The following is a 12,221-nucleotide window of genomic DNA, read 5'->3' as shown; positions in this document are numbered from 1 at the left end:
CGCGGCGGTGACTCACGCGGGCCACGGCTCGGCCCAGCGGTCGGCGTGGGTGACCTCGGCCACCGGACGGCGCGTCACCGGCCCGAACGGGTCCAGCGGATAGCCGATCGGCATCAGCGCGAAGGTCGCCACGTCGTCGGGCACTTCTAGCACGGCCTTCACCTCGTCCTCGCAGCGGATGTGATTGGTGGTGATCGTGGTGCCGAGCCCGAGGGCGCGGCACGCGAGGATGACGTTCTGCACCGCGGGGTAGATGCTGGATCCGCGGATGCGCTCCACGTAGCGCTGCTCGTCGGCGAAGCGGGCGCGGATGTCGGGCGGCAGCGCGTCGGGTGACGGCAGCCGGGGCTGCGTCTGGCAGGGCACCAGGATCACCGGCGCCTCCGCCATGTGATCCCACAGGAACGCGCCGGAGGTCATCAGCCGCCGGAACTGCGCCTCGCTGAGATGCGGCGGCCGTCCCCGCGCCGCGTACATCGCGCTCGCGATGTCGGACGCCTTCCGGTAGATCGCGCCGAGTCGGCGCCGCCGCTCGGCGTCGCGGACCACGACGAAGGCCCAGTTCTGGGCGTTGCCCGCCGACGGGGCGCGGATGGCCGCGTCGAGGATGCGGGTGATGAGGGCCTCGGGCACCGGATCGGGCTTGAACCGGCGCATCGCCCGCGCGGTGTGCATCGCCTCGAACACGTCGAGCTCGGTCATGGCGCCGATCTTACCGCTAGCCCCGCCCGCCCCGGCGTAGTATTGAGGCCATGGCGCACTGGCTGGTGAAGTCCGAGCCGGACGACTGGTCGTGGGACCAGCAGGTCGCGAAGGGGCGTGAGGGCGCGGAGTGGACCGGCATCCGCAACTTCTCGGCGCGCAACCATCTCCGTGCCATGAAGAAGGGCGAGCAGGCGTTCTTCTACCACACCGGCAAGGAGCGCGCGATCGTGGGGATCGTGAAGGTGACCGCGGAGGCGCATCCCGACTCGACCGACTCCGCGTGGGTCGCGGTGGACGTCGCCGCGGTGAAGGCGCTGCCGACGCCGGTCGGCCTCGATCGGATCAAGGCGGAGCGGCGCCTCGCCGGCATGGCGCTGGTCCGGATCTCGCGCCTGTCCGTGCAGCCGGTCTCGGAGTCCGAATGGAAGATCGTCTGCGCGATGGGCGGCCTCTAATCCACCCTCTCCCCCGCGAGGGGGAGAGGGCAGGGTGAGGGGGCGGGGCCCGAACGACCGGGAAAGGAGGAAATGGTCATGGCAGCCGACCGCGACGATCGCGAGACCCTCGAGGCCCTGAACCGGGGCTATCTCCTCGCCGCCGAGAAGTGCGACGTGGCCTGGTATGCGGAGCACCTGGCCGAGGACTACCGCGCCACCAACCCCGACGGCTCCTTCGTGGACAAGGCGGGCTTCCTGGCCCGCATCGGGCGGCCGCACACGCTCCGCGACTTCCGCGCGCCCGAGGTGTCCATCCAGCGGGTGGGCGACGTGGCTCTGATCCACGCCAGCTTCGAGGACACGCGGCCCGACGGCGGCCACGGCCGCGGGCGCTACACCGACATCTGGCAGCGGCGGAACGGACGCTGGCTCTGTGTGTCCGCCCATTTCACGAGGTGCTGACCATGGCCACCGACCAGGCGACGCTCGTAGCGCTCAATCGCGAGTACATCCGATCGGTCAGCGAGGCCGACGTGCGGTGGTTCGACGCGCACCTCTCCGAGGACTTCGTCAACAGCAACCCGGACTGCTCGCGGCTGGACCGGGCGGGCTTCCTCGCCCAGATCGGCCGCGGCTCGACGGTGAAGAACCTCGACATCGAGGACGTGGTGATCCGCGAGCTGGGCGACGTGGCCCTGATCCACGCGCGCACCACCTACGTGAAGGCGGACGGTCAGCCGGGCGCCGGGCGCTACACCGACGTGTGGGCGCGACAGGGCGGCCGCTGGGTGTGCGTGGCCGCGAACGTCACGCGCCTCTGAACCCGGGGCGGCGACCGACCACGCGGCGCACGCTGAAGATCGGGGTCGTGTCGGACACCCATCTGCCGCGCTTCGGCGAGCGGCTGCCCGCGGCGCTCGAGCGCGGTCTGCGCCGAGAGCGCGTGACCCTGATCCTGCACCTGGGGGATTTCACCGGCCGGGAGGTGCCGCGACTCTTAGAAGAGATGGCGCCCCTCGAGGCGGTCGCGGGCAATAACGATCCGGCCGCCCTCGTGCGACGGTTCGGACGGCGCCGCATCCTCACGCTGGGCGGCGTGCGCGTCGGGATGGTGCACGGCGACGGCGCGCACGGCACCACGATTGACCGCAGCGTGGCCGCCTTCGCGGACGAGCCGGTGGACGTGATTTGCTTCGGGCATAGCCATCAGCCGGTCTGCGAGCGACGCGGGGCGACGTGGCTTGTCAACCCGGGCTCGCCGACGGACAAGCGGAGGCAGGCGAGCTACTCGTACGCGATCCTGAGCATCGCGCGGGGACGCGTGTTGCCGCGGCTGGTGTTCTTCGGCTCCCCAGGTCGGCGCCCCACTGCCGGGCGCCCCACTGCTCGGCGCCCCTCACCCCGGCCCTCTCCCCGGGGGGAGAGGGCGAGGGCGAGGTAGGTATCAGGACGTCTTGGCGAGGGCGCGGACGATCTCGCGGCAGAAGGCGGGAAGGTCGTCGGGTTTCCGGGAGGTGATCAGGTTGCCGTCCACCACGACCTCGGTGTCCGACCACTGCCCACCCGCGTTGGCCATGTCGTCCTTGATCGAGAAGAAGGACGTGATCTTCTTGCCACGGACGACGCCCGCGCTGGCCAGCATCCACCCCGCGTGACAGATGGCCGCGACCACCTTGCCCTGCTGGGCGGCGTCGCGGACCAGCTTCACCATCGACTCGTGACGGCGCATCATGTCCGGCGCGTAGCCGCCCGGCACGATCACCGCGTCGAACTCGACCGCGCTCACCGCGTCGGCCTGGACGTCCACCGCGACCGGATAGCCGTGCTTCGACGTATAGGACTTGGCGCCGCCGGCCCCGATCACCTTGACCTCGGCGCCTTCCTCCTTCATGCGGTAGTACGGCACCCACAGCTCCATCTCCTGGTACAGGTTCTCGGCCAGGATCGCGATCCGCTTGCCTTTCAGATTCATCGTTTCCTCCTTCGGTTTTCGGGATTGCCGGGGCGGGGCGAGCCCGCCCCCGCACTATACGCCCGCGGGCCGGGCGCGGCGAGGCGTCGACGGGCTCCCGCTAGCGATCGGTCGACGAGCCCGAGCCTCCCGACTCGCCCGAGCCGCCTTCCTGCTGGCTGCGCAGGAAGTCCTCCAGCTCCTGCATGAACTTCCCGGTGTCGATCTCGCCCTCGGGCAGCGGCTGGGGCTGCTCCTCGCGCGCCGCCGCGTCGTACTCCTGCTCCAGCTTCCGCACGTGCTCCCGGGTGGCGCGGTCGCGGGCCACCGCCTGATCGCACTGCACGCGGAAGTCGCGCACCGCCTCGGCGAAGGTCGACATGTCCAGGGTCAAGTTGAGCAGGCGGGCCACGTAGCTCACCAGCACCTCGATCGCGGCCGGATTCTCGGTGTCGGGCAGATAGTGAGGCGCCTGCCCCATGAAGCCCACGTGCTGCATGCCTCGACGCTCCGCCGCGTCCAGCACCACGGTGGAGATCCCGGTCGGCCCCTCGTAGGTCGGCGGCTGGTAGATGCCCCAGGCCTCCAGCAGCGACCGCGACGCGGCATCGGTGGAGCGGGCGGTGACCCGCACCGGCCGCGTGTGCGGAGCGCCCGCCAGGAGCGCCCCGATCGAGACGATGCGCGTCACCCCGCACCGCTCGGCCACGTCGAGGAAGGCCTTCGTGTACGTCTGCCACCGCTGGTGCGGCTCCGGGCCGCGGAACAGGAGCACGCCTTCGCGTCCGTCGCCGGGATCCCAGAAGGTGAACTCGCTCCGCGGCCAGTGCAGGTCGCGGCTTCCGTCGGGGCGAAAGCGCACCTTCGGCCGCTCCTGGGTGAACACGAAGAACTCCTCGGGATTGATCCGCGCCAGCCGCTCGGCCCGCAGGTCGCGGGCCAGGTGACGCAACGCGCCGGTCGCGGCGCGGCCGGCGTCGATCCATCCGCCGAACGCCATGACCAGCGTCGTCAAGCGAGTCGCGGGCGGCTCGCGATCGAACTCTAGGTTGTCCATGCGCATCCTCTCGACCGGGTGGCTCTCATGACCTCTATATTGACGAATCGGAAGCCGCGGGGCTACTGTCCCCATCAGGGAGGAGCCGCCATGCCGTTCTACCAGAGAGGCCCCGTCCGCATCCACTACCAGGAAGCCGGCTCCGGCTTCCCGCTGCTGCTGATCCCGGGCGGCGGGCTCAACTCGGCCCTCGCGTCCTGGCAGACTGCCTCGCCCTTCGACCCGATGCAGCGGTACCAGCGCGACTTCCGGTGCATCTGCGCCGACCTGCGCAACGCAAATCCCGGCCAGTCCAGCGGCCCGCTCGAGACCGACCGGCCCTGGGACGCCTATACCGACGATCAGCTCGGGCTGATGGACCACCTGGGCATCCGCGAGTTCCTGGTCATGGGCTTCTGCATCGGCGGCCCGATGATCCACAACCTCATCCGCCGGGCGCCCGAGCGCGTGGTCGCGGCCGCGATGATGCAGCCCAGCGGCTACCGGCCCGAGATCCCGGACCTGTTCTACCAGAACAACATCAAGGGCTGGGGACCGGCGCTCTGCGAGAAGCGCCCCGACGTCACGATGGACACGGTCCACGCGTTCCTCACCAGCATGTACACCAACCGCGCCGACTTCGTGTTCACGGTCTCACGCGACTTCGTGCGCTCCATCAAGACGCCGCTGCTGATCGCGCCCGACGACGTGCCCGCCCATCCCTACAAGGTCGCGATGGAGGTGGCCAGCCTCGCGCCCGGCGCCGAGGTGACCATCTATCCCTGGAAGGACTCGCCCGAGCACATCGACGAGGTGGTCGAGCACGCCCGGCGGTTCCTCACCTCGCACGTGCCCGCCGGGGCGGGACACGCCTCGCCCCGGTAGGCTCAGAAGACCTTCATCAGCGCGCCCAGCACCTGGTAGTCGAATCCCTTGACCGTGGTCACCGGGACCTCGACCGCGCCGAGGAAGTACCAGTTCTCCCCGAGGTGGGTCCGGAAGCCGGGGGTCAGCGACAGCGTGTTCGTGCTGGGGCCGTCGATCGTCTGGCCCAGGTTGGCCGACAGGTAGAACACGAGGTCGCCGAAGGGCACCGCGGTGTGCGGCGTGAAGTAGTAATTGGACGAAGGGCCTACGCAGATGCGACCCGGGTGCTTGACAGCGGGAGGCATCCTGGGCACATTCGGCGCCATGAAGTTCGGTCTCTACAGCTCGATCGCCGATCCCCCGCGGGGCGAGCACCTCGACCGCTGCATCGACGAGGTCATCGCCGAGGCCCAGCTGGCCGAGGCCAGCGGCTTCGACTCCTGCTTCTTCGGCGAGCACCATCAGGACCGGGACGGGTTCCTGCCCTCGCCGCTGATCGTGGCGACCGCGGTCGCGGCCCGCACGACGCGGCTGCGCGTCGGCACCTCGGTGATCCTGCTGCCGCTCCATCACCCGGTGCACGTGGCCGAGGACGTCATCACGCTCGACCTCGTCTCGAAGGGGCGCGTCGTCCTGGGCGTCGGCATCGGCTATCAGGCCGCCGACTTCCGCGCCTTCTCGGTGCCCATGGAGGATCGCGCCGGGCGGTTCGAGGAGAGCGTCGAGATCCTGCGGCTGTGCTGGGCCGGCGAGCCCTTCTCGTTCCGGGGCAAGCACTACACCCTCGAGGACGTGCAGATCCGCCCGCGGCCGTACCAGAGATCCGGGCCGCCGCTCTGGATCGGCGCGAGCATCGACGCGGCCGCCCGCCGGGCCGGCCGGATCGCCGACGGCTTCGTCGGCACGCCGAGCACCGGCCTGGCCAACGCCACGCGCCTCGCGGAGGTCTACCGGGAAGCCGCGCGCGAGGCCCGGCGCCCGGCCGAGGTCATCCAGATGCGCGACGCCTGGGTCGCCCGGACGCGCGCGGAGGCCGACACGATCTACGGCCCCCACGTCATGACCGCGTACCGCTACTACTGGGACAATCGCCTCGCCGAGTTTCGCAACCTGTCGGCGGGCTCCGAGTTCACCCTGACCAATCTGGCGCCCGATCGGCTGATCCTGGGCGACCCCGAGACCTGCATCGCCGAGTTCCAGCGCTGGCAGACGGCCACCGGCGCGAGCACCTTCCTGCTGAGGCTGCGCCACGCGCACTCGGGCGGCCCGCCCCACGAGAAGATCATGGAGGCGATCCGCCTCTTCGGCGAGCGCGTCCTGCCCTACGTCTGAGGTCTAGGGGCGACGCGCGGGCGGCAAGAAGTCGACGACCGCGCTTTCCAGGTTGTACATGGCCCCCGCGATCTTGACCGCGCCTCGCTCCTCGAGCCCCGCGAGGATGGCGCTGCGGCTGCGGACCTCGGCCATCGTCAGCTCGACGTTCTTGCGAGCGACCGCGTCGACGAAGGCGTAGTTCTTCGCGGAGCGCTCGCCCTGGTAGGTGGTCGCCTCCACCGCGGGCTGGACCTTGGCGAGGAGACCGGTGAGGTTGCCCAGCTGCACCCGGTCGATGGCGCCCTTGATCGCGCCGCAGGCGGTGTGGCCCATCACCAGCACCACCTTCGCGCCGGCCACCTCGCAGGCGAACTCCATGCTGCCGAGGATATCGTCGTTCGCCACGTTGCCGGCCACCCGGGCGTTGAAGACGTTCCCGATGCCGAGATCCATGATGGTCTCGGCGGGCGCGCGGGAATCGATGCAGCTCAGGATCACCGCGGCCGGATACTGCCCCTTCGCGCTGGCGCGCTGCTGCGCCAGATAGTTCTGCCTCGACCCCTCGCCTTTCCGGAAGTGGGCGTTGCCGCTCTTCATCCGCTCGATGATCTGGTCGGGCGTCATCCGGTCGCGCTCGGCGCGGGTGAGCGCCGCCGCCCACGCGAGCCGATCCGGCCGCACCACGCCCGCCAGGGCCGCGGCGCCGGTCAGGCCCGCGGCGCGAAGGAAACCTCGGCGATCGATACCGTCGGCACTCATGACAATCCTCCTCGCTCGGGATGGGTCGCTGCGTCCGAGGGAGCATAGCAGACACCGCGGTGCTATGATCCCCAGCCTGCTTGCCGAGGAGGGCGCCAGGGCGCCTGAACCGGACGCGACGTGGCCGCTGGCCCGAACGCTGACGCGGGTCATCCCGCTGGTGATCGGAGCGGCGGTCGCCTACACCGCGGGGATCGCCATCGCGCGAGCTGATGTCGGGAGGGCTCATCCTCCGGGGTCTACGTCGCGCGCGTCTGCCCGGACCATCGCAAGAGCCATGCCGAGGCCTGACCAGGCCGCTTTCGCAGCATTTCGGCGACTTCCGCCGTGGCCGCCATCACCCCAGTGGGTCTTCGCAGCCCCACTGGGGCAGCCGCGACCGGCCCTATCGGTTGTTCGCCTTGGGCGCCTTGCAGCCGGCGGTGCGGTTGAAGCTGTGGGCGTTCCAGTGGTGGACATAGATGTCGGGCGGCTTGCCCCCCGCTTCGCGCGCGAACTCCCACTGCAGGAAGGTGCCGCCCGCCCACGTGGTGCGCATCTGCATCATCGGGACCGGCTGGCTGGGGCCGTAGTAGTAGATGCTCGCGTCGGTCATCGGCAGGAAGCGCAGGCCGCGGCAGTCGCCGTCGCACTCGATCACGTAGGTCTCCCGGACGTCGATGCGGTCGCGCGCGGTGGCCTTGGTGCCCTCCGCGTTCCACGTGATGTGTTGTGTTCCGACGCACGAGTACTTCTGCCGCTTCAGCCAGTCGATGGCGTCGTCGATGGGCTCCGATTCCCGCGCCACGCGCCGGCCGCTGCCGTCCGCGGCCATGGACGCGTCCCAGTACGCCACGCCCCACCGCGTCGGCTCGACGCGGAGGGCGGGTTTCGCGGCCTGGCTCGGTGTCACCCGCGAGCCGGGAGGCAGCAGGGGCAGCGGGGTGCCGCCGGCTCCGGCCAGCTCGAAGGCGCCGCAGCCGAAGTTGCCGATCTTCCCGGTGAGCCGCTTCGTCGCCGGGTCGTAACGGCCTTCCATGCCGACCATGGAGTAGCCGTAGCCGGGCGGCGGACGCTTCACCCAGCGCTGGGGCGTCAAGCTGAACGTGCCCGCGCGCTCGTCGTACGGCCCGGCCAGCGCGTAGGAGCCGACGCCGCTCCCCTGCGGGAACGGGAAGGTGAACACCGCGGACAGCCGCCCGGCTCCTTCCTCCTTGACCGACAGATCGAGCACATTCCAGTCGCCGCACTGATACCGGCCGGAGTAGGTGCCCGCGATGCCGCTGCTCGCCGGCGCCGGGCCGCCCGCCGTCGGAGCGGCCGCGGTGGAGCCGGCCGTCGTCGAGCGCAGCGCCTGCATCGGGCCGGCGCACGCGGCGGTCAGCAACACGCAGAGCATCACCGCGAGCCGAGTCGGGACGGAGGCCGTCACGTGTCCGCTACCGGATGTTGATGGGCCGGCCCTGTCCGAGCAGGTTGATCCCATGCGGGGTGTAGGGGTTGCCGTTCTGGAAGGTCACGGTCGGGCGACTGGGCGCCGGCGTCACGCCCCCGCCGCCCGAGTACGGCGGACTGCCCGGCACGCCGGGGCTGTAGCCTCCGGAGTCTCCGCCGCCCCCCGCGGCCACGCCCGCCACGATGATGAACGCGGCGAGCCCGAGGAACGCGAACCCCGAGCTGTTCGCGGTGAACAGGTTCTGGTCGATCTGGTCGCGGTACTTGGCCGCGCGCGCCGCCAGGGTTTTATCGGGGCCGGCCGTCGCCTTGTCCAGCCATCGCCGGGCCGCGGCCTCCCGCTTCGGCCCGCCCTCGCCGAGGGCGATCATGCAGCCGAGCAGATACTGGGCGAACTGATGGCCCGCGTCCGCCGGCGGCAGCAGGCGCTCGCGGGCCGCCGCGGGATTCTTCGGCGTGCCGATGCCCTGCTCGTAGCTGACCGCGTACATGAACTGCCCCTCCACGTTGCCCGTCTCCGCCGCCCGCTTGTACAGCGCGAAGGCGCCGGGCAGGTCCTGCGGCATCCCGGTGCCGATCTGCTTCATGTAGCCGAGCCGGACCATCGACGGCCCGTTGCCTTGCTGCACGCCCTGCTGATAGAGCCGGATCGCGCCCGGGATGTCCCGCGCGCCGTTGGCGCCGATCTCCAGCTCGAACGCCTGACGGAACACCGCCTCGCCGGGCGACGTCTGCGCGGTCGTCAGGAAGAACACCAGGGACAGCGCCACCCACGCTCGGTATCGCATGAGACCTCCGTTCACCATCAGCACATCAGCCAGTCGCCGTAGGTTCCGCGGATCGGCTTGCCCTCCGCGAACCGCGACAGCCGGAAGGTGGGCAGATCGGGATGGCCGGCCGATCCCTCCGTGATCAGGGTCGCCATCATGTGGCCGACCGCCGGCGAGAGCTTGAACCCGTGGCCGGAGAAGCCGGCGGCGACGTGATAGCCCTCGGGGCCGACGCGGTCCAGCACCGGATGCCAGTCGGGGCTCACGTCGAAGCAGCCGGCGTAGCCGCGCGCGATGTGGCCCTCGGCGAGGACCGGAAAGCGGTGACTCACCCGCGCGAGCGCGTCCGTCGACTCGTCGAGGCTCACGCCCTCGCGATACGCGTCGGGATCGGCGCTGTCCTGCGACTCCTCGGCGTCGAGGCCGCCCACCAGGATGTGCTCGCCCATCTCCGGCCGCGTGTAGATGCTGGTGACGAAGTCGTACACCATCGGATGCGGCCGCCGCTCGGTCTCGGGCCACGACACGATGCTGATCTTGTGGCGGCACACGTGGATCGGCAGGTCCACGCCGGCCATCGCCGCGACCCCCGCGCTCCACAGCCCCGCCGCGTTGACCACCACCGGGGCCGAGATGGGGCCGGCCGCGGTCTGGACGCCGCGGACGCGCTCGCCCTCCACCAGCAGCCCGGTCACCGCGGTGTCCTCGAGCACGCGCGCACCGGCCGCGCGCGCGGCACGCGCGAAGCCCTGCGCGGTCTCCACCGGATTGCAGTAGCCGGAGGCCGGCTCGTAGCAGCCGGCCACCCAGTCGTCGGCGCGCAGACGCGGCTCGATCTCGCGCATGTCGGCCGGCGAGATCAGGCGCGTGTCGATGCCCACCGAGCGCTGGAGGGCCACCGAGGCCTCCATGGGCAGGCGCATCCGCTCGTCGACGCCCAGCAGGTAGCCGGTGTGCCGGAAGCCGCAGGAGGCGCCGTCGGTATGCTCGGCGAACCGCTGGAAGAACTCCAGCGAGTAGCGGATCATCCGGCAGGTCTCGGGCGTCGAGTAGTGCTGGCGCACGCACGCCGAGCTCTTGCCGGTGCCGCCCGAGGCGAGCGTGCCCTTGTCCACCACCACCACGTCGGTGATCCCGCATCGGGTGAGGTGGAAGGCGGTGCTGGCGCCGGTGACACCACCGCCGATGATGATCACGTCGGCGGTGCGCGGCCCCGGCATGGCGCCGATGCTAACCGGGGTGGCGCCCGGGCGCAACCGGCGAGGCGACCGGCTCCCGCATCTCCGCCCCGGCCGGCGGGAGGCTACCTCGTCCCGGTGAGCTCGATGACCTTGCCGGCGCGGAGCACGCTCATCTTGAACGAGGAGCCGGGCGTCCGCGCGGCCAGCGTGTTGCGGATCTTCTCGATGTTGTCCTCGGACAGCACGGGGATGCCGTCGACCGAGAGGATGATGTCGCCGCCCACCGGGATCTCCTTCCCGCCGATGGTGAGGACGCCGTCGCTACCCTGGAGGCCCATGCTCGAGGCGATCGATCCCTGGGCCACCGTCTTGACCAGGAATCCCGCGGGCGCCGGCACGTTGAAGACCGTGGCGAGACGACCGGTGAGGAGAACGCCCTGCAGCGCGCCCCAGAAGACCTTCCCGGGCACCAGCAGCTTGTTCGCGCTGTTGATCGTCACGATGAACCCCAGGCCCTCGCTGCCCCCCGACTTCGAGATGTTCTGGCTGACGATGCCGATGACCTCGCCCGCCATGTTGAACACCGGCCCGCCGGAGTTGCCGGTGTTGATCGTGGCGGTGGTCTGGAGGAACTCGGCCAGCGGCATGTCCGGAAAGATGGTGTTGGGCGGCCAGCGCGCGCTGATCCAGCCCACGCTCATCGAGTACGCGAGCCCGTAGGGCGCGCCGACGATCATGACCTGCTGGCCGACCCGCATCGTGCCGGAGTCGCCGATCTGCGCCACCCGCATGGCCCGGGTCACCCGCTCGAGCTGCAGCAGCGAGACGTCGGCGGCCGCGTTGGCCGAGATGATGGTGGCCCGCACGACCTCCCCGCCGATGCCCTCGACGGTGACCTCGTCCATGCCGTTGACGACATGGGCGGCCGTCATCACCCGGCCGTCGCTCGAGATCAGCACCCCGGAGCCCGTCTCGTTGAAGCGGGTGACGCCCGTGGCCGTGACATCACGTCCCTTGGCCCGGACCACGACCACCGTCGGGCTGACGCGGGTGAAGAGATCGTCCAGGCTCTCTCTCTGGGCCTGCGGAGCCGCCGGGACGCCGGACAGGACCATCGCCGCCGCCAGGACCGCCGCGAGGGACTTCTGCATACAATTCCTCCTCAGGACATGAGGCCCGACAGCGAGGAAGCCGGGCGGCCGACGATAGCACGAACCGCCGGCCGGATAGGCGCCATGTCGATCCGGTGGATCGCCGGTCGACTGGAAGATACAGGACACGCTCTCAAAGGAGACGCACACCAATGCCCACCGGCACCGTGAGGCTTCACCGAGTGCTTCGCACCACCCCGGAGAAGGTCTACCGGGCCTTTCTCGATCCGGACGCCATGGTCAAATGGCTTCCCCCCCATGGCTTCACCGGCAAGGTCCACCACCTGGACGCGACGGTCGGGGGGACCTTCAAGATGTCCTTCACGAACTTCACGAGCGGCCACGGGCATACGTTCGGCGGCGAGTATCTCGAGCTGGTGCCGAACGAGCGCATTCGCCACACCGACGAGTTCGACGATCCGAATCTCCCGGGCGAGATGCACGTCACGGTGTCGTTGCGGCCGGTGTCCTGCGGCACCGAGCTGCACATCCTGCAGGAGGGGATCCCGGAGGCCATCCCGACCGAGGCGTGCTATCTCGGCTGGCAGGAATCGCTCACGCTGCTGGCCCAGCTCATCGAGCCCGAGATCCCCGGGTAGCCAGGGCCGGGCGGCCC

At 70.4% G+C, this 12,221-nt stretch carries 16 protein-coding genes; 7 read left to right on the top strand and 9 right to left on the bottom strand.

The window, feature by feature from the left end; translation table 11 throughout:
• Positions 1–12 precede the first annotated feature (12 nt).
• Positions 13–702, bottom strand: coding sequence for a nitroreductase family protein (locus tag VKN16_15320; GenBank protein ID HME95575.1), 690 nt, complete (start codon positions 700–702; stop codon positions 13–15).
• Between the two features lie 50 nt (positions 703–752).
• Here VKN16_15320 and VKN16_15315 point away from each other — a divergent pair, with 50 nt between their 5' ends.
• The 4 genes from VKN16_15315 (at position 753) to VKN16_15300 (ending at position 2,583) form a co-directional block, all read left to right on the top strand.
• Complete coding sequence (locus VKN16_15315) at positions 753–1,160, top strand: EVE domain-containing protein (GenBank protein HME95574.1); 408 nt, start codon at positions 753–755, stop codon at positions 1,158–1,160.
• 78 nt (positions 1,161–1,238) lie between these two features.
• A complete protein-coding gene (locus tag VKN16_15310) occupies positions 1,239–1,604 on the top strand; it encodes a nuclear transport factor 2 family protein (protein ID HME95573.1) in 366 nt (121 codons plus the stop codon).
• A gap of 2 nt (positions 1,605–1,606) precedes the next feature.
• Positions 1,607–1,963 carry a nuclear transport factor 2 family protein gene (locus VKN16_15305; GenBank protein HME95572.1) on the top strand — a complete coding sequence of 119 codons (357 nt, stop codon included), beginning with the start codon at positions 1,607–1,609 and terminating at the stop codon, positions 1,961–1,963.
• A complete protein-coding gene (locus tag VKN16_15300; GenBank protein ID HME95571.1) occupies positions 1,960–2,583 on the top strand; it encodes a metallophosphoesterase in 624 nt (207 codons plus the stop codon). The genes VKN16_15305 and VKN16_15300 overlap by 4 nt, the downstream gene beginning before the upstream one ends.
• 3 nt (positions 2,584–2,586) lie before the next feature.
• On the opposite strand, the gene VKN16_15295 is transcribed toward VKN16_15300, so the two are convergent.
• Together VKN16_15295 and VKN16_15290 are read right to left on the bottom strand one after the other, a co-directional pair.
• Positions 2,587–3,114, bottom strand: a complete 528-nt coding sequence (locus tag VKN16_15295) for a type 1 glutamine amidotransferase domain-containing protein (protein HME95570.1) — start codon at positions 3,112–3,114, stop codon at positions 2,587–2,589.
• 100 nt (positions 3,115–3,214) lie between these two features.
• Positions 3,215–4,150: a PAC2 family protein gene (locus VKN16_15290; protein HME95569.1), complete on the bottom strand. Its 936-nt coding sequence runs from the start codon at positions 4,148–4,150 to the stop codon at positions 3,215–3,217.
• Positions 4,151–4,240: 90 nt separating this feature from the next.
• Between VKN16_15290 and VKN16_15285 the strand changes: the two genes are divergently transcribed.
• Complete coding sequence (locus VKN16_15285; protein HME95568.1) at positions 4,241–5,014, top strand: alpha/beta hydrolase; 774 nt, start codon at positions 4,241–4,243, stop codon at positions 5,012–5,014.
• Positions 5,015–5,016: 2 nt separating this feature from the next.
• Here the strand turns inward: VKN16_15285 and VKN16_15280 are convergent, their stop codons facing one another.
• Positions 5,017–5,301, bottom strand: coding sequence for a hypothetical protein (locus VKN16_15280; protein HME95567.1), 285 nt, complete (start codon positions 5,299–5,301; stop codon positions 5,017–5,019).
• A gap of 19 nt (positions 5,302–5,320) precedes the next feature.
• Between VKN16_15280 and VKN16_15275 the strand changes: the two genes are divergently transcribed.
• Positions 5,321–6,328 (top strand): LLM class flavin-dependent oxidoreductase, encoded by a 1,008-nt coding sequence (locus VKN16_15275; GenBank protein HME95566.1) that lies wholly within the window; start codon positions 5,321–5,323, stop codon positions 6,326–6,328.
• A gap of 3 nt (positions 6,329–6,331) precedes the next feature.
• On the opposite strand, the gene VKN16_15270 is transcribed toward VKN16_15275, so the two are convergent.
• The 5 genes from VKN16_15270 to VKN16_15250 all read right to left on the bottom strand — a co-directional run bounded on the left by VKN16_15270 (position 6,332) and on the right by VKN16_15250 (position 11,605).
• Positions 6,332–7,069 carry a carbonic anhydrase family protein gene (locus VKN16_15270; protein ID HME95565.1) on the bottom strand — a complete coding sequence of 246 codons (738 nt, stop codon included), beginning with the start codon at positions 7,067–7,069 and terminating at the stop codon, positions 6,332–6,334.
• A gap of 385 nt (positions 7,070–7,454) precedes the next feature.
• The gene (locus tag VKN16_15265) at positions 7,455–8,480 is read right to left on the bottom strand and encodes a hypothetical protein (GenBank protein HME95564.1); all 1,026 of its coding nucleotides are present in this window, start codon (positions 8,478–8,480) and stop codon (positions 7,455–7,457) included.
• 7 nt (positions 8,481–8,487) lie between these two features.
• Complete coding sequence (locus VKN16_15260; GenBank protein ID HME95563.1) at positions 8,488–9,291, bottom strand: tetratricopeptide repeat protein; 804 nt, start codon at positions 9,289–9,291, stop codon at positions 8,488–8,490.
• 17 nt (positions 9,292–9,308) lie between these two features.
• A complete protein-coding gene (locus tag VKN16_15255; GenBank protein HME95562.1) occupies positions 9,309–10,493 on the bottom strand; it encodes an FAD-binding oxidoreductase in 1,185 nt (394 codons plus the stop codon).
• Between the two features lie 83 nt (positions 10,494–10,576).
• Positions 10,577–11,605 carry a trypsin-like peptidase domain-containing protein gene (locus VKN16_15250; protein HME95561.1) on the bottom strand — a complete coding sequence of 343 codons (1,029 nt, stop codon included), beginning with the start codon at positions 11,603–11,605 and terminating at the stop codon, positions 10,577–10,579.
• 152 nt (positions 11,606–11,757) lie between these two features.
• On the opposite strand from VKN16_15250, the gene VKN16_15245 reads away from it, so the two are divergent.
• Entirely contained in the window at positions 11,758–12,204 is a 447-nt protein-coding gene (locus VKN16_15245) for an SRPBCC family protein (protein HME95560.1), read from the top strand.
• Positions 12,205–12,221 lie beyond the last annotated feature (17 nt).

The organism is Candidatus Methylomirabilota bacterium, from assembly GCA_035315345.1.
Classification (GTDB): Bacteria; Methylomirabilota; Methylomirabilia; order Rokubacteriales; family CSP1-6; genus CAMLFJ01.
This window is presented reverse-complemented; position numbering and strand designations above follow the sequence as displayed.